The following is a 16,786-nucleotide window of genomic DNA, read 5'->3' on the forward strand; positions in this document are numbered from 1 at the left end:
GCCCGCATCCCGGGAGACCGGGGTGCGGGCCCCTGCCGTTCTTCCTGCCGTTCCTCGTGCCGTCTTCCTGCCGTTCTGCGGTTCCTCGCCGTCGCCGTTTCATCGGGCGGAGGGCAGCAGGCGCTCGGGACCCTTTCGCGGATGGTGCTCCAGCATGGTGCGCAGCTCGACGTCCTGCCTGGTGAAGGCCGGGGGGCCGAAGCGCGGCGCCACGCCGCCGACCGGCTCGCCGGGTGCCTGCCGCGGCTCGTAGTGACTCTGCGAGGTGGCCATCGCGACAGCTGCCGCCCCGAGGACCGCGGCGGTGAGCCCGATCGCGGCGCGCGTCCAGAACCGGGTGCGGCGCTCGCTGCCGGCCCGTACGGCACGGGCGGAGGCGAGCTCCGGTAGCGGCGCGTTGACGAGCAGATCGCCCAGCCGCTCCTGCAACTGCTCCGGCTCGGCCAGTTCGGGCATCAGCTCGGCCACGGCGGCGCGGGCGTGCATCAGGCGGCTGGCGGCGGCGGGGGTGCTCGCCTCGGTCTCGGCCGCCGTCTCGGGCAGGTCGAGGCCGAGCCCGTCGTAGAGGAGCAGCGTGCGGCGGTACATGGGCGGCAGGTCCAGCAGCGTCCCGCGCAGCGTCGGGCCGTCCGGGTCGGTGGCCGCCGTCGCGCCCGGATCGGTGGGTTCGGGGCGGCGGTGCGAGCGGCGGAGCCGGTGCCAGGGGGACATGGCGTACTCGTACGCCATCGCGCGCACCCAGCCGGCCGGGTCGCGGTCGACAGCGACCTCGGGCCAGCTCTCCCAGGCGATGTGGAAAGCGTGCTCGACGGCCTCCAGCGAGAACTCTCTGCGGCCGGTCAGCAGATGCACCTGGCGTACGAGGCCCGAGGCGGCGTGGCTGTACAGCTCGTCGAACGCCTGCTCGGGGGTGAGCGCCGGGACCGGGACCGGGGGCGGTGGCGGGGATGCCGCGTCGGGGCGGACTGGTGCGGACGGGTGGACCGCGGGCTCGTGCGGCTCCTCGGCCTCGGCGTCGGGCTCGGCGTCGGCGTCGGTCTCAGCCTCGGGTTCGTACGCCTGTGGAGGCTCCGGTGGCTGCGGGGCCGTGTCGGCCCGCTCGGCCCGCTCGGCCAGCTCGGTTCCGTCGATCTCGGCGGCCGGCTCGGCCCCTTGGGCCTCGGCCGCGAGCTCCGCCTCGTACGTGGCGAGGAGCTTCGCGTACGCCTCGCGCTTCCGCCCGCGCGGGTTGGTGCGGCCCGTCTCCCAGGATCTGATCGTCGCCCGGGTGACCCCGACGGCCTTGGCCACTTGCTCCTCGCTGAGCGCTTTGGCCTCCCGCAGCCTGCGCCGCTCTTTCGGGGAGGGCAACGGAGTGGCCGCGTTCGTGGACGAGTCCGTGGTGCTCGGTGTCTGCGTCATGAAGGGCCTCCCCGTCATGAAGGGCTCCCCTGGGTGAGGGGTCTGCACCAGGGCGAAAAGCGCATAAACGTATCTTGAGCGACACAACGGCCATTCGCCTGTTACATGGATAAAGCGCGTGTCGTTGGCAGCATGGCCGCGTGACCCAGATGACCGATCACGGCCCGACCCACGTGGCGGTGCACGGCGCCCGGCCGCCCGCCGCCGTGGCGACGGCGGCCGCCCTGCGAGGGGTGATCGCCGCCGGACTCGGGCTCGGCACGCTCGCCGCGCTCGTCATGCTGATGTGGATCAGTTCGCCCTACCCGGACAGCGGCCTCGGCGGCGCGCTGCACGTGGCGGCGGGACTGTGGCTCCTCGCGCACGGCACGGAGGTGGTCAGGGCCGAGACGCTCTCGGGCACGCCCGCGCCGGTCGGTCTCGTACCGCTGCTGCTGGTGGCGCTGCCCGTCTGGCTGGCGCACCGCGCCGCACGCGACGCGCTGGAGTCCGAGGTCGGCCCGCGGGCGTCGGCGGGCGTCGTCGTCTTCGGGGTGACCTGCGGATATCTGCTGGTGGCGATGGGCGCGGCGGTCTACTCGTCCGGTGGGCCGCTCGCCGCCGAGCCGCTCAGCGCGATGCTGCACCTGCCCGTACTGGTCACGCTTTCGGCGGCGGCCGGGGCGTGGACGGCGTGCGGCAGGCCGTACGGGCCGTTGCCGCGATGGCTGCCGGAAGGCGTGCGGGTCGCGCTCGCGCGCTCCCGCGTCGCCGTCGCGATCCGGGCGGCCAGCGTGGCGGGCGCGGTGCTCCTCGGCGGCGGCGCGCTGCTGTTCGCGGTGTCACTCGCGGGGCACCTGGGCGCGGCGCAGGAATCGGTCCTGCGGCTGGCGGTCGACTGGCCGGGGCGCTTCGCCGTGCTCCTGCTGGCGCTGGCGCTGATGCCGAATGCGGCCGTATGGGGGGCGTCGTACGGGCTCGGACCCGGCGTCGTGCTCGGTACGGGCGCGACGGCGACCCCCTTCGCGGTCGTGGGGGAGCCGGTGCTGCCGCACTTTCCGCTCCTGGCCGCGGTACCGGCGGAGAGCGGTCCGGGTACGCGGCTGACCTGGGCGTGCGCGGCGATGCCGGTGGTCGCGGGCGGGGTGGTCGCCTGGATCACGGCCCGCGCGGGCGCCGGCTCGGGCCCGCGCCGGGCGGCGGCCGCGTGGACACGCCGCGAGACGGCGCTGGCCGCCTTGCTCGGGGCGGTGCTGTGCGCGGCGCTGATGGCGGTGCTCGCGGGGGCGGCGGGGGGTGCGCTGGGTACGGGGCCGCTGGCATCGTTCGGGCCGGTGTGGTGGCTGACGGGGGTGGCGGCGCTGGTCTGGGTCGCCGTGGTGGGCGTGCCGGGGGCGCTGGTGCTGCACGCCTGGTGGCTGAGGGGCCTTCGGGGGGGTGCGCAGGGCGTCCAGCCGGACCGGGCTGCGGCGCGGGAGACCCGGTGGGCGGCGCTGAAGCGGGTGTGGGCGGGGCTGGTGGCGGCGATTCCGGCGTTGCCGTGGGTGGGGGCGGGCCGGGCCACGCCCTCGGATACGCCCCCGGATACGGCCCTGGACACGCCGCTGGAGGTGCCCGCGAAGACGCCTCCCGCGGCGCCGGATCCGAAGACGCCTCCAGAGCCCGAGGCGCTGGAACCTGAGGCGTCGGAACCGTCGGAACCGTCGGAACCGTCGGAACCCGACGTGCCGGAGGAAGCCGAGGCGCTGGAGGAAGCCGAGGTGCCGGAGGAAGGCGAAGTGCCGGAAGCTGCGGCTCCGGAGGAAGTGTCCGAGGCCTGGCTCGTCGCCGAGCCGGACGAGCCGGATGAGCCCGACGACATCCCTGCCGAACCCGACCGGGACGACGCCGCACCTCCGGCCCCGGCCCCGGCCCCGGCCCCGGCCCCGGCCCCGGCCCCGGAGGCCGACAAGGCCGACAAGACCGAAAAGACTGACGAGGCCGTCGGCGCAGTAGGCGCCGACGGCCGGCATTAGTGGTCCTGGACGGCTATTCCTGGACGCCGATCAGCTTGCGGAGGGGATCCGGGAGGAGTTCGTTGCAGGCGAGTTGGCCCGTCTTGGTGAGGGCGTCCTCGCGGCAGGTGTAGAAGTCGCGGTAGACGATCTGCAAGGTGAAGGTCATCGCCACGATCGCGAGCGCGAGCGTCGCCATGACCAGGCCGCTGACCGCCGCCGTGACCTGCGGCTTGCCGCCGACGGGCTGGGCCGGAGGAGTGGCGGCCGGGGCACCGGTGCCGGCACCCGTGCCCGTGCCGCCGGCCGACGGCCGGGCCTTGGCGCGCAGCGCGCTGCCGCCCCAGTACAGCGCCAGCGCACCCAGCAGCAGCGCGATCTCCGTGAGGTCGAAGACGGCGAAGAAGAACGCCCACATGCCCGCGAGCAGTGCGTACCGCGCGCGGCGCTGGACGGGGTCCGTCGGATCCCAGCGCAGTCCCGTGCCCGGGCCGCCGCCGCTCTCGGGCCCGCCCTGGCCGCCACCGCCCTGACCTCCGCTGCCCTGACCTCCGCCGCCGCCCTGGCCGCCGGAGCGCCCGCCGAAGCCGCCCGAGGAGCGGCCCGGCTGGCGGCTGCTCCACTGGCTGCCCCAGGCCGGACGTTCGCCTTCGCCCTGACGGCCCTCGGTGTCGGAGTCGCGCACCGATCCGTCACGCCCCGATCCGTCGCGTCCCGATCCGTCACGCCCGGGCCCGTCGCCCCCCGCGCCGTGCCGCGGCTGCCACGGCCGGTCCGGAGCGCCCTCCGGCGGCGGTGCGAAGGGGTTCTCCCGGAGCTCGCGCGACTCCCTGGGATCCGAGGGCGGGGTGGGCTCCGTGGACTGGCGATCCCGCAGCAGCAGGGAGCCCCGCTCGCTGGCGAGCGGGAGGCGGAGAGCCGTGCGGCGGCGTCGGTCCGGCATGTGGTGAACGTCTTCCCCTCTTGTACCTCTGAGCGCGGGTACTCCGTCTGGGGACGGGCCCTGCCCCCAGACGCTACCTCCCGGCCAAGCCCCCGTCCCGTGGGGGCCGCTCGGTGTGCCGGTATCGTTGCTGACGGTCGACGGCTTCGTAGAGTTCCCCCATCGCCGGTCTCGTTTCGTTCGTACGACCACACAAAGACGCACCCCGAGTGCCCGCAACGCGAAAAGAGTCCCCCAGTGGCTGCCGCCCGCCTCGTCGTCCTGGTCTCCGGATCCGGCACCAACCTCCAGGCGCTGCTCGACGCCATCCACGACGATCCCGGCGGCTTCGGCGCCGAGATCGTCGCGGTCGGCGCCGACCGCGACGGCATCGCCGGCCTCGACCGCGCCCGCAGCGCGGGGCTCCCCACCTTCGTCTGCAAGGTGAAGGACTACGCGACCCGCGAGGAGTGGGACCGGGCCCTGGCCGACGCCACCGCCGCCCACGAGCCGGACCTCGTCGTCTCCGCCGGTTTCATGAAGATCGTCGGCAAGACCTTCCTCGACCGCTTCGGCGGCCGGTTCGTGAACACCCACCCCGCCCTGCTGCCCAGTTTTCCCGGTGCCCACGGAGTACGTGACGCGCTCGCGTACGGCGCGAAGGTCACCGGATGCACCGTCCACTTCGTCGACGACGGCGTCGACACCGGCCCGATCATCGCGCAGAGCGCGGTCGACGTACGGGACGAGGACGATGAAGCCGCTCTGCACGAGCGCATCAAGGAAGTCGAGCGTCAGCTGCTCGTCGATGTCGTGGGGCGTCTGGCCCGTAACGGCTACCGCATTGAGGGACGAAAGGTAGTTATCCCGTGACCGCCGAAACCATGAAGCGGCCCATCCGGCGTGCGCTGGTCAGCGTCTACGACAAGACCGGCCTGGAAGACCTGGCGCGCGGCCTGCACGAGGCGGGCGTGGAGCTCGTGTCCACCGGCTCCACCGCCGGGCGGATCGCCGCCGCCGGGGTCCCGGTCACCAAGGTCGAGGAGCTCACCGGCTTCCCCGAGTGCCTGGACGGCCGCGTCAAGACCCTGCACCCGCGCGTGCATGCGGGGATCCTCGCCGACCTGCGCCTCGACACCCACCGCGAGCAGCTCGCGGAGCTCGGCGTCGAGCCGTTCGACCTCGTGGTCGTGAACCTCTACCCGTTCCAGGAGACCGTCGCCTCCGGCGCCACTCCGGACGAGTGCGTCGAGCAGATCGACATCGGCGGTCCTTCGATGGTCCGCGCCGCCGCCAAGAACCACCCGTCCGTGGCCGTCGTCACCAGCCCCGAGCAGTACGGGGACGTGCTGACCGCCGTCGCCTCCGGCGGCTTCGACCTGGCCGCGCGCAAGCGCCTCGCCGCCGAGGCGTTCCGCCACACCGCGGAGTACGACGTGGCGGTCGCCGCCTGGTTCGCCGCGGACTACGCGGGCGACACTGCATCCGACAGCGGCTCCGCCGCGGGGTCATTCCCCGAGTTCCTCGGTGTGACGTACACCCGCAAGAACGTGCTGCGCTACGGCGAGAACCCGCACCAGCCCGCCGCCCTCTACACGGGTGGCTGCGGCGGTCTGGCCAACGCCGAGCAGCTGCACGGCAAGGAGATGTCGTACAACAACTACACGGACACGGACGCCGCCCGCCGTGCCGCGTACGACCACACCGAGCCGTGTGTCGCGATCATCAAGCACGCCAACCCGTGCGGCATCGCGATCGGCGCCGACGTCGCCGAGGCGCACCGCAAGGCGCACGCCTGCGACCCGCTGTCGGCCTTCGGCGGTGTGATCGCCGTGAACCGCCCGGTGTCCGTGGCGATGGCCGAGCAGGTCGCCGAGATCTTCACCGAGGTCATCGTCGCCCCGGACTACGAGGACGGTGCCGTCGAGGTCCTTGCGCGCAAGAAGAACATCCGCGTGCTGCGCTGCCCCGCGGCGCCCGAGGCGGCCGCGGAGTTCAAGCCGATCGACGGCGGCGGCCTCGCCCAGATCACCGACGTGTTCCAGGCCGAGGGCGACGACCCGGCCAACTGGACGCTGGCCACGGGCGAGGCCCTGGGCGCGGACGAACTGGCCGAGCTGTCCTTCGCCTGGCGGGCCTGCCGGGCCGTCAAGTCGAACGCGATCCTGCTCGCCAAGGACGGCGCTTCGGTCGGCGTCGGCATGGGCCAGGTCAACCGCGTCGACTCCGCGAAGCTCGCGGTCGAGCGGGCCGGCGAGGAGCGGGCGCGGGGCGCGTACGCCGCGTCCGACGCGTTCTTCCCCTTCCCCGACGGTCTGGAGATCCTGACCGCCGCGGGCGTCAAGGCCGTGGTGCAGCCGGGCGGTTCGGTCCGCGACGAGCAGGTGGTCGAGGCTGCGGAGAAGGCGGGCGTGACGATGTACTTCACGGGGACCCGGCACTTCTTCCACTGAGTCCTCGAACCCCTCCGAAGCCAACCGAACACGGCGGCGGGCTCCGACGATGTCCGTCGGAGCCCGCCGCCGTGTCGGTCGCGGTCGTCGTACCGCGTCAGCCGCGCACGACCACCGTGCTGCACACCTTGTCGGCGAAGGTCTGCTTCTTGCTGTCCCAGATCGGCCACAGCCAGCCGAGGTAGCAGGCCAGGCTGTCGAGGATGTGCGCGAGCCTGCGCACGAAGGCCATGCCGAAGCCGAGCGTGGAGCCGTCGGACTCCTTCAGGAGCCGGATCTTGACGATCTTCTTGCCGAACGTCTGGCCGGTCTTGCCCTCCAGGTAGACCTGGTACAGGCCCATGCCGATCAGGTAGAGGAAGCCGATGATGGCCAGCACCCCGCCGGCTCCGCTGCCGCTCGACGGGTCGCTCACGGCCACGCCGATGCCCGCGAGCAGGTAGTACGGAAGGAGGATGATGAGCCCGTCCAGCAGGAAGCCGCCGAACCGCAGGCCCCAGTGGGCGAGTTCCGGCATCCCGTAGCCGGGACCGCCGTAGCCGGGGGCGCCGTAGCCGGGCTGCCCGTAACCCTGGGCGGGCGGAGCCTGCGGGTACTGCGGTGCCTGCGGGTACTGCCCGGGCTGCTGCTGCGGGTAGCCGTAACCCTGCTGCTGGGGGATGCCCTGCGGGGCCTGCGGGTAGCCGTAGCCGGGCTGGCCTCCCTGCGGGGGCTGCTGGGGCTGCTGCCCGTAGGGGTTGTTCGGGTCGCCGAAGCTCATGGCGGCTTTCCTCCGTTGGTTTGCGGGGACGACGCGGTCCTGACCGGAGGAACGTCATGAAAACCAGCGGTTTGCCCCCCGACACTGCCCGCGGCACTGCGCGGATCATCGTGGTCTTAGCATCGCTTTTTTGTCCAGTCGATAACCGTATGTGTTGTGCAAGTGCAACCTCGTGTTGCCGCCGGAGTCCCCGAATTGGAACAGGAGCGGGGTCATCCGCGAGGATGGGGGCATGACCGCCCAGATTCTCGATGGCAAGGCCACCGCAGCCGCGATCAAGTCCGATCTGACCGCCCGTGTGGCGGCGCTCAAGGCCGCGGGCGTGACGCCCGGCCTCGGAACGGTACTGGTCGGCGATGACGTCGGCAGCCAGAAGTACGTGGCCGGAAAGCACCGCGACTGCGCCCAGGTGGGTATCGCGTCCATCCAGCGCGAACTGCCCGCCACCGCCACTCAGGAAGAGATCGAGGCGGTCGTACGGGAGCTCAACGAGGACCCGGAGTGCACGGGTTACATCGTCCAGCTGCCGCTCCCCAAGGGCATCGACACCAACCGGGTCCTCGAACTGATGGACCCGGCCAAGGACGCGGACGGGCTGCACCCGACGAACCTCGGTCGGCTGGTGCTCAACGAGAAGGCGCCGCTGCCGTGCACTCCGGCGGGCATCATCACGCTGCTGCGCCGCCACGGTGTGGAGATCAACGGCGCGCACGTGGTGGTCGTGGGCCGCGGGGTCACGATCGGCCGGCCGATGCCGCTGCTGCTGACCCGCAAGTCCGAGAACGCGACGGTGACGCAGTGCCACACCGGTACGCGCGACCTCTCGGCGCAGCTGCGACAGGCGGACATCATCGTCGCCGCGGCGGGAGTTCCGCACCTCGTCAAGCCGGAGGACGTCAAGCCGGGCGCGGCCGTGCTCGACGTCGGCGTCAGCCGGGACGAGAACGGAAAGATCGTCGGGGATGTGCACCCCGGGGTCGCGGAGGTGGCCGGCTGGGTCGCCCCGAACCCCGGCGGCGTCGGCCCCATGACCCGGGCGCAGCTGCTGGTCAACGTCGTCGAGGCGGCCGAGCGCGCCGCGGCCGCGGCCGCGGGCTGACCGGACATGGGCGAGCCCGCACCGGGGACCGGCGCCCCGGACCACGACCCCGCCGACACCGAGGGCACGAACCCCGCGGCGAACGGGGCGAAGCCGCGCGCGGCGAACGGCGCCGGGAACGCCAACGGGCAGGCGCCGGCCCGCCCCGGCGCCACCGGCCCGCTCAACGGGGCCGCACCGGCAGCGCCGAAGGGCGGACCTGTGCCCGACCGTACGGCGAACGGCTCGCTCAACGGGGCCGCACCCAAGGACGCACCCGCGCCCGGCTCCGCACCCGCGCCCGGTGCCGCGTCCGGGGCCGGGACCGGCTCCCGGCCCGGCGGACCCTCACGGCGGCCGCCCGCCGTCACCCGTGACACCGCCCGCCCGGAAGGCGGCGGCAGGGCGGCGCCCGGGGACGCCCCGGCGCCCGCCCGCCAGTGGCCGCTGCTCACCGTGATCGGGCTGGCGGTGCTCGGACTGCTGATCGTCGCGGTGGACCCGTTCGCCCAGGCGTTCCGCGTCGGCACGATCCTGGTGGGTGCCGCACTGCTCGCCGGCGCGGCGTTCCGCCGCGTCCTGCCCTCGGTGGGCATGCTCGCGGTGCGCTCGCGCTTCACCGACATGGTCACGTACGGGCTGCTCGGCACCGTGATCGTGCTGCTCGCCCTGATGGCGCAGCCCCGGCCCTGGCTGGAGATCCCGTTCCTGGAGGACGCGGTCCGCTTCACCGTACGCTGAGGGGTGTCGTCCGGATCAGGACCCGGCGGCCGACCGCTGATCCGGACAGTCGGCCGACCGTTGATCGGACAGTGCGGGGCCCGTCCTCTCCCCCGTGGGAGGACGGGCCCCGTCACGTGCAACAGCGTCATGGACGCGCCAAACGTGTTCAAGAGCCGCCAGGTGCCTGTGGCACGGAAGTGACCGTTCCGCCACCGTGTGATGGCCGGGCAACGGATGCGCAACCGGGCGCGCGACCCGCGACGGGGACCGCTCGGGAGGCGCTCGGGAGGCGCTCGGGAGGCGCGCGCGGGGTAACCCGGAGTAAGGAACAACTCCCGAAGTGCCCCCGTGCGCCCCGGACCCGGGAACTGCCATCCTGGCCCTGCGCATTCCTCCGGGCAGTCCGTGACCGAGGGGGAGTGGCGGGGCGCCTCGGGGCGTCCCCCCACACCCCAGGGCGCCGGGGGAGAAGGGCGCATCAGGCACGTTCGGGGGGACAAGGGGGAGGCAATGCCTCGTTGGAAGGCGCTACCGGAAGAACTCGACCCTCAGGTCAGGGAGTTCGCCGGTCAGTTGCGCCGGCTCGTCGACCGCAGCGGACTGAGCGTCGCCGCCGTCTCCGACCGCACCGGCTACAGCAAGACGTCGTGGGAGCGCTATCTGAACGGGCGGCTGCTCGCGCCCAAGGGCGCGATCGTCGCACTCGCCGAGGTGACCGGGACGAACCCGCTCCATCTCCTCACCATGTGGGAGCTCGCCGAGCGCGCCTGGAGCCGCTCCGAGATGCGCCATGACATGACGATGGAGGCCATCCGGATCTCGCAGGCGCGGGCGGCGCTGGGGGAGACCGGGCCGCACACCGCCCCCCAGGGCGGGGGGCCGCGGACGACTGCTCCCCCGGCCCGACCGGGCGCCGGTCCGGAGAGCACCGGACCGGGCCGTCCGCCGTACGTGCCCACACAGCGCGGCGGCAGCTCGGCCCCGCCGCCGCCCTCGTATCCCGCACCACCGGGGCACCGCGCCGCGTCCGGCCGAGGCGCCGACCGGGGCGACGAGCGGGGTCGCGGGAGGCGTAGGGCGACCGTCTTCCTCGGGGGCGTCGTCGGCGCTCTGATCGTGGTCGCGGCGGCTGTGCTCCTGACGGACCTCGGTGGCGGGGGCAGCGGCGAGGACCCGGGCAGGAGCGTCGCCGAGTCGCCGGCCGCGTCGCCCACCGTCAGCGATCCGCAGCTGCCCGCAGGGGTGAAGTGCTCCGGCGCCGACTGCACCGGCCAGGACCCCGAGACCATGGGCTGCGGCGGCGAGTTCGCCGCGACCGTGTCGAAGACCACGGTCGGTACGGCCCTCGTCGAGGTGCGCTACAGCAGGACGTGCGCGGCCGCGTGGGCCCGTATCACCCAGGCCGCGCCCGGCGACAAGGTCTCCATCACCGCGGGCGGGGCGACCCGGAACGGTCTGGTGAACGCCGACAACGCCGACAACGCCGACAACGCGGATAAGGCAGACAAGGCGGACAGGGACGCGTACACGCCGATGGTCGCGGTGGCGTCGGAGTCGGAGGCGCAGGCGTGCGCGACGCTCACGACGGGCACGAAGGGCTGCACGACGGAGCGGTGACCGGCCCCGCCGGACGGCGCCGGACCGCGCAGGGCGGTGCCGTCCGGCAGGGCCGAGGGTGGTGGGCGGCGGGCGCCAGTGAGTCGCACCACAAGGGGCGAGGGCCGCGCGCCCTGGCACGCACTTCCCCGTAGCCCTGCGGGCACGGAAGGTGCCCCCACCGCGTCGGCTTCCTCGTTCGCCTCCGCCCTGCGAACGCACGCACCGCTGTCGCACGCACCGCTGTGACATCAGCCGCTCCGCGGCGGGCCGCTCGCCGATCCGGCCCGATCCGAACGGCAGGCCCTGGCGGTGCGCGGGTCCCGGGGTCGGATAGCCTGACGGCTGGATATCTCTCCACGTCGAGATATTCCGCACCAGGGGCAGGGACCCCCACCGCCAGCTGTCTTACGGAGATCGCCATGACCCGCACTCCCGTGAATGTCACCGTCACCGGCGCGGCCGGCCAGATCGGCTACGCGCTGCTCTTCCGCATCGCCTCGGGCCACCTGCTCGGCGCGGACGTGCCGGTCAAGCTCCGCCTTCTGGAGATCCCGCAGGGCCTGAAGGCCGCCGAGGGCACCGCCATGGAGCTCGACGACTGCGCCTTCCCGCTGCTCCAGGGCATCGACATCACCGACGACCCGAACGTCGCCTTCGAGGGCGCCAACGTCGCGCTGCTGGTCGGCGCTCGTCCGCGGACGAAGGGCATGGAGCGCGGCGACCTGCTCTCCGCCAACGGCGGCATCTTCAAGCCGCAGGGCAAGGCGATCAACGACCACGCCGCGGACGACATCAAGGTCCTCGTCGTCGGCAACCCGGCCAACACCAACGCGCTCATCGCGCAGGCCGCCGCCCCGGACGTACCGGCCGAGCGCTTCACCGCGATGACCCGCCTCGACCACAACCGCGCGATCTCGCAGCTCGCCGCCAGGACCGGTGCCGCCGTCTCCGACATCAAGCGCCTGACCATCTGGGGCAACCACTCCGCGACCCAGTACCCGGACATCTTCCACGCGGAGATCGCCGGCAAGAACGCCGCGGAGGTCGTCAACGACCAGGCGTGGCTGGCCGACACCTTCATCCCGACCGTCGCCAAGCGCGGCGCGGCGATCATCGAGGCCCGTGGCGCCTCCTCGGCCGCCTCCGCCGCCAACGCCGCCATCGACCACGTCCACACCTGGGTCAACGGCACGGCCGAGGGCGACTGGACCTCCATGGGCATCCCGTCGGACGGCTCCTACGGCGTCCCGGAGGGTCTGATCTCCTCCTTCCCGGTCACCTGCAAGGACGGCACGTACGAGATCGTCCAGGGCCTGGACATCAACGAGTTCTCCCGCACCCGCATCGACGCGTCGGTGAAGGAGCTGGAGGAGGAGCGCGACGCCGTTCGCGGTCTCGGCCTCATCTGATCCGAGCCGCCCGGAAACGGGCGGTACCCGGAAACGGGCGGTACCCGGAAACGGGCGGCACCCGGAAGGGACGCCACCCGGAAGCCGGTTCGTGGGGCGCTGCGCGGTTGCGTAGCGCCCCACAGCGCTCTCTGCGAGCCTGGGGCGCATGAGGGAGCACCGAGCCGCCACCCGCCTCGTCCTGCTGCGGCACGCCAAGTCCGCGTGGCCGGACGTCGCGGACCACGACCGCCCCCTCGCGCCGCGCGGTCGGCGCGATGCCCCGGCCGCCGGCCGGCTGCTGCGCGAGCACGGGTACGTGCCCGACCTCGTCGTCTGCTCGACCGCCCGCCGCGCCCGTGAGACCTGGGAACTCGCCGCCGCCGAGCTGGGCACCCGGGTGCCCGTCCGCTACGACGAGCGCGTGTACGGCGCGGACCCGGCGGAGCTGGCGGGTGTTCTGCGGGAGCTGCCCGTCGAGGTGGGCACGGCCCTGCTGGTCGGCCACAACCCGGGCATCGAGGACCTGGCGGGCGGGCTCACGGGCGAGGACGACGGTGACGCGCTCGCCCGGATGACGGAGAAGTTCCCGACGTCCGCCCTCGCGGTGCTCAGCCTCCCGGGAGGCTGGGCGGGGTTCCGTCCCGGCACGGCCCGGCTCACGGCGTTCGTCGTCGCCAGGGGGAAGAAGCCGGATAAGTGAGCGGGGCGGCCGTGAAGCCGCCGGACACAAAACAGTCCCCGGTAGTCCGCGTCGATCCCCGTATCTCGGTCGTCGCCGCGATTCCGGTTCTCGCGCTTTCTGCCGGGGGCCTAGCCAGAGCCGAGGGAAGGGTCACGCCTGGCGATGGACGTCTCCATCGAGGGGTGCGGCTCTCTCCGGTTTTCCGGTGTAAGGAATAGTTTCCTCCCGTTTTGCCCGAAGTCAAGAGGCGATCGCGGGGTCGGGCTCCGCGACTGATCCCCCCTTCGCGGAGCCGTGACACCGGGTCGCGGGGCCCTCGCTCGCGCCACACGGGGCGGCCGGCCCGTACCGTGGGTCGGTCCGAGCGCCGCGCGTCCACATCGACCAGTCACCTCGGCTCCCACGGCACGGGACACGGCGGCGGCACGCGCCGCGAAGTCCGGCCGCGCCGCCAGGTCCACGGGGGTTCCCGTTGCCGCCCGCGATCTTGCGGGGGAGTGACCCCGGCCACTTCGAGTCGGTCGCCGCGCATGCTTTCCACCCTCCCGGGCAGGCGTCCCGCTCACCAGCCGTCGCTGGTGAGAGGCAAAACGGGAACGGAAGGCCAAACGCGACGTGTCGGCACAACAGACCATCCACGTGGGCGGAGAGTGGCGCGAAGCCGCCTCCGGCGCCACGCGCGAGATCCTCGACCCCGCCTCCGCCACGCCCTTCGCGGTCGTGGCGGAAGGCGGGGCCGAGGACACCGACGCCGCGATCGCCGCAGCGCGCGCCGCCTTCGACCGGGGCCAGGGGGAATGGCCTCGTACGCCGGTGGCCGAACGGGCCGCCCTGCTGCGGCGCGTCGCCGCGCTGCTGCGGCGGGACCGCGAGGAGCTCGGGCTGCTGGAGAGCCGGGACGCGGGCAAGACGCTGGAGGAGGGCCGCGTCGACGTCGACTGCGTCGCCGACGCCTTCGCCTACTTCGCCGACCTCGTCATGAACGAGAGCGGGCGCGTCGTGGACGCCGGGTCGCCGGACGTCCACAGCGTCGTCGTCCACGAACCGGTCGGGGTCTGCGCCCTGATCACCCCCTGGAACTACCCGCTCCTCCAGGCCAGTTGGAAGATCGCGCCGGCCCTCGCCGCGGGCAACACCTTCGTCGTCAAGCCGAGCGAGCTCACACCGCTCACCACCGTCGCACTCATCCGGCTGCTGACCGAGGCCGGACTGCCCGACGGGGTCGCCAACCTCGTCACCGGCCCCGGCTCCACCGTCGGCGCGCGCCTCGCCGAGCACCCCGACGTCGACCTCGTCTCCTTCACCGGCGGCCTGGTCAGCGGTACGAAGGTCATGCGCGCCGCCGCCGACAGCGTCAAGAAGGTCGCCCTGGAGCTCGGCGGCAAGAACCCCAACGTCGTCTTCGCGGACGCCTGCACGGACGACGCCGGCTTCGACACCGCCGTCGACCAGGCGCTGAACGCCGCGTTCATCCACAGCGGCCAGGTCTGCTCCGCAGGCTCCCGCCTCATCGTCGAGGAGTCCCTCCGCGACCGCTTCGTCGCCGAACTCGCCCGCCGCGCCGACCGGATCCGCCTCGGCCACGGCACCGACAAGGACGCCGAGTGCGGACCCCTCGTATCGGCGCAGCAGCTGGCGAAGACGGAGGAGTACGTCGCCTCCGCGCTCGCCGACGGCGCGGTGCTGCGGGCCGGCGGGACGCGGCCCGAAGGGCCCGGGTACGAGGGGTACTTCTACCGGCCCACCGTCCTCGACCGGTGCCACCGGGCCATGCGCGTCGTCCGCGAGGAGGTCTTCGGGCCGGTGCTGACCGTGGAGACCTTCCGCACCGAGGACGAGGCCGTCGCCCTCGCCAACGACACCGAGTACGGCCTCGCGGGCGGTGTCTGGAGCGGCGACCCCGGGCGGGCCCGGCGCGTCGCCGGCCGGCTGCGGCACGGAACCGTGTGGATCAACGACTACCACCCCTATCTGCCGCAGGCGGAGTGGGGCGGCTTCGGCAAGTCCGGCATCGGCCGGGAGCTCGGCCCCACCGGGCTCGCCGAGTACCGCGAGACCAAGCACGTCTACCAGAACCTCGCCCCGCGCCCCGTGCGCTGGTTCGCGGGCGGCTGAGAGCCGGGCAACGGGAACAGCGGAAGGCGGCCGGGACCGGCGGAGGACCACCGGGACCGGCCGGGAACGTCAGAAAACGGGGAGCAGGAGAGCACCGCACCATGACCGAGCAGCACATCTACGAGTACGACTATGTCGTCGTCGGGGGCGGCACCGCCGGATCGGTGATCGCCTCCCGCCTGACCGAGGACCCGGACACCACCGTCGCCGTCATCGAGGGCGGACCGAGCGATGTCGGCCGCGACGACGTCCTCACGCTGCGCCGCTGGATGGGGCTGCTCGGCGGCGAGCTCGACTACGACTACCCCACCACCGAACAGCCCCGCGGCAACTCGCACATCCGGCACAGCCGCGCCCGCGTCCTCGGCGGCTGTTCCTCGCACAACACCCTCATCGCCTTCAAGCCGCTGCCGTCCGACTGGGACGAGTGGGCCGAGGCGGGGGCGGACGGCTGGGACGCCGCCGCCATGGACCCGTACTTCGACCGGCTGCTCAACAACGTCGTGCCGGTCGACGAGGCCGACCGCAACGCCATCGCCCGCGACTTCGTCGACGCCGCCCAGGCCGCGCTCGGCGTCCCGCGCGTCGAGGGCTTCAACAAGGGGCCCTTCCACGAGGGCGTCGGCTTCTTCGACCTCGCCTACCACCCGGAGAACAACAAGCGTTCGTCGGCGTCGGTCGCCTATCTCCACCCGGTCATGGACGAGCGGCCGAACCTCACGCTGATGCTGGAGACCTGGGCGTACCGGCTCGACCTGGACGGCACCCGGGCGACCGGCGTCCGGGTGCGGACGAAGGACGGCGAGGAGCGGCTCGTACGGGCGCGGCGCGAGGTCGTCGTCTGCGCGGGCGCCGTCGACACCCCGCGGCTGCTGCTGCACTCCGGCATCGGCCCGAAGGAGGACCTCGAAGCCCTCGGCATCCCCGTGGTCCACGATCTGCCGGGCGTCGGCGAGAACCTCCTCGACCACCCCGAGTCGGTGATCGTCTGGGAGACCCACGGACCGATCCCCGAGAACTCGGCGATGGACTCCGACGCCGGGCTCTTCGTCCGCCGCGACCCGGACACGCGCGGACCCGATCTGATGTTCCACTTCTACCAGATCCCCTTCACCGACAACCCGGAGCGGCTCGGCTACGAACGCCCGCCGCACGGGGTGTCGATGACCCCGAACATCCCCAAGCCGCGCAGCCGCGGCCGGCTCTACCTCACCAGCGCCGACCCCGAGACCAAGCCGGCCCTCGACTTCCGCTACTTCACCGACGAGGACGACCACGACGGCCGCACGCTCGTCGACGGCATCCGCCTCGCCCGCGAGATCGCGAAGGCCGCGCCGCTCGCCGACTGGCTCAAGCGGGAGGTGTGCCCGGGGCCCGAGGTGACGGGCGACGAGGAGCTGAGCGAGTACGCCCGCAAGGTCGCGCACACGGTCTACCACCCCGCCGGCACCTGCCGGATGGGGGCCGCGACCGACGGACTCGCCGTCGTCGCCCCCGATCTGACCGTACGGGGGCTCGACGGCATCCGCGTCGCCGACGCGTCCGTCTTTCCGACGATGCCCGCCGTGAACCCGATGATCGGCGTCCTGATGGTCGGCGAGAAATGTGCCGAACTGCTGACGAAAACAACGGGGAGTGAGAGCTGATGACAGAGCCGATGACAGGGCCGATGACAGGGCCGATGACAGG

The 16,786-nt window shown here is 73.0% G+C and carries 13 protein-coding genes; 10 read left to right on the forward strand and 3 right to left on the reverse strand.

The features are described from left to right. Window positions 1–99: 99 nt before the first annotated feature. The gene (locus KK483_RS21970) at window positions 100–1,401 is read right to left on the reverse strand and encodes a helix-turn-helix domain-containing protein (RefSeq protein WP_262006913.1); all 1,302 of its coding nucleotides are present in this window, start codon (window positions 1,399–1,401) and stop codon (window positions 100–102) included. Between the two features lie 149 nt (window positions 1,402–1,550). Between KK483_RS21970 and KK483_RS21975 the strand changes: the two genes are divergently transcribed. Beyond that, window positions 1,551–3,395 carry a DUF6350 family protein gene (locus tag KK483_RS21975; protein WP_262009631.1) on the forward strand — a complete coding sequence of 615 codons (1,845 nt, stop codon included), beginning with the start codon at window positions 1,551–1,553 and terminating at the stop codon, window positions 3,393–3,395. 13 nt (window positions 3,396–3,408) lie between these two features. On the opposite strand, the gene KK483_RS21980 is transcribed toward KK483_RS21975, so the two are convergent. After that, window positions 3,409–4,317: a hypothetical protein gene (locus KK483_RS21980; RefSeq protein ID WP_262006914.1), complete on the reverse strand. Its 909-nt coding sequence runs from the start codon at window positions 4,315–4,317 to the stop codon at window positions 3,409–3,411. A gap of 237 nt (window positions 4,318–4,554) precedes the next feature. On the opposite strand from KK483_RS21980, the gene purN reads away from it, so the two are divergent. Next, on the forward strand, window positions 4,555–5,169 hold the full coding sequence (purN, locus tag KK483_RS21985; RefSeq protein WP_262006915.1) for a phosphoribosylglycinamide formyltransferase: 615 nt from the start codon (window positions 4,555–4,557) through the stop codon (window positions 5,167–5,169). Window positions 5,170–5,180: 11 nt separating this feature from the next. Further along, window positions 5,181–6,749 carry a bifunctional phosphoribosylaminoimidazolecarboxamide formyltransferase/IMP cyclohydrolase gene (gene purH, locus KK483_RS21990; protein ID WP_262009632.1) on the forward strand — a complete coding sequence of 523 codons (1,569 nt, stop codon included), beginning with the start codon at window positions 5,181–5,183 and terminating at the stop codon, window positions 6,747–6,749. Window positions 6,750–6,846: 97 nt separating this feature from the next. On the opposite strand, the gene KK483_RS21995 is transcribed toward purH, so the two are convergent. Beyond that, on the reverse strand, window positions 6,847–7,509 hold the full coding sequence (locus tag KK483_RS21995) for an RDD family protein (RefSeq protein ID WP_262006916.1): 663 nt from the start codon (window positions 7,507–7,509) through the stop codon (window positions 6,847–6,849). A gap of 232 nt (window positions 7,510–7,741) precedes the next feature. Between KK483_RS21995 and KK483_RS22000 the strand changes: the two genes are divergently transcribed. From KK483_RS22000 to KK483_RS22030, 7 genes are all read left to right on the forward strand, one after another. After that, window positions 7,742–8,608 (forward strand): bifunctional methylenetetrahydrofolate dehydrogenase/methenyltetrahydrofolate cyclohydrolase, encoded by an 867-nt coding sequence (locus KK483_RS22000; protein WP_262006917.1) that lies wholly within the window; start codon window positions 7,742–7,744, stop codon window positions 8,606–8,608. 6 nt (window positions 8,609–8,614) lie between these two features. Continuing rightward, on the forward strand, window positions 8,615–9,328 hold the full coding sequence (locus tag KK483_RS22005) for a DUF3017 domain-containing protein (protein WP_262006918.1): 714 nt from the start codon (window positions 8,615–8,617) through the stop codon (window positions 9,326–9,328). Window positions 9,329–9,820: 492 nt separating this feature from the next. Beyond that, entirely contained in the window at window positions 9,821–10,927 is a 1,107-nt protein-coding gene (locus KK483_RS22010; RefSeq protein WP_262006919.1) for an XRE family transcriptional regulator, read from the forward strand. Window positions 10,928–11,328: 401 nt separating this feature from the next. After that, a complete protein-coding gene (locus KK483_RS22015) occupies window positions 11,329–12,318 on the forward strand; it encodes a malate dehydrogenase (RefSeq protein ID WP_262006921.1) in 990 nt (329 codons plus the stop codon). Between the two features lie 148 nt (window positions 12,319–12,466). Beyond that, complete coding sequence (locus KK483_RS22020; RefSeq protein ID WP_262006922.1) at window positions 12,467–13,000, forward strand: histidine phosphatase family protein; 534 nt, start codon at window positions 12,467–12,469, stop codon at window positions 12,998–13,000. Window positions 13,001–13,597: 597 nt separating this feature from the next. After that, window positions 13,598–15,097 (forward strand): aldehyde dehydrogenase family protein, encoded by a 1,500-nt coding sequence (locus KK483_RS22025; protein WP_262006923.1) that lies wholly within the window; start codon window positions 13,598–13,600, stop codon window positions 15,095–15,097. Window positions 15,098–15,198: 101 nt separating this feature from the next. Continuing rightward, window positions 15,199–16,743: a GMC family oxidoreductase gene (locus tag KK483_RS22030; RefSeq protein ID WP_262006924.1), complete on the forward strand. Its 1,545-nt coding sequence runs from the start codon at window positions 15,199–15,201 to the stop codon at window positions 16,741–16,743. The last annotated feature ends 43 nt before the right edge of the window (window positions 16,744–16,786 follow it).

Origin of the sequence: Streptomyces sp. FIT100, from assembly GCF_024584805.1 — a bacterium.
GTDB lineage: Bacteria > Actinomycetota > Actinomycetes > Streptomycetales > Streptomycetaceae > Streptomyces.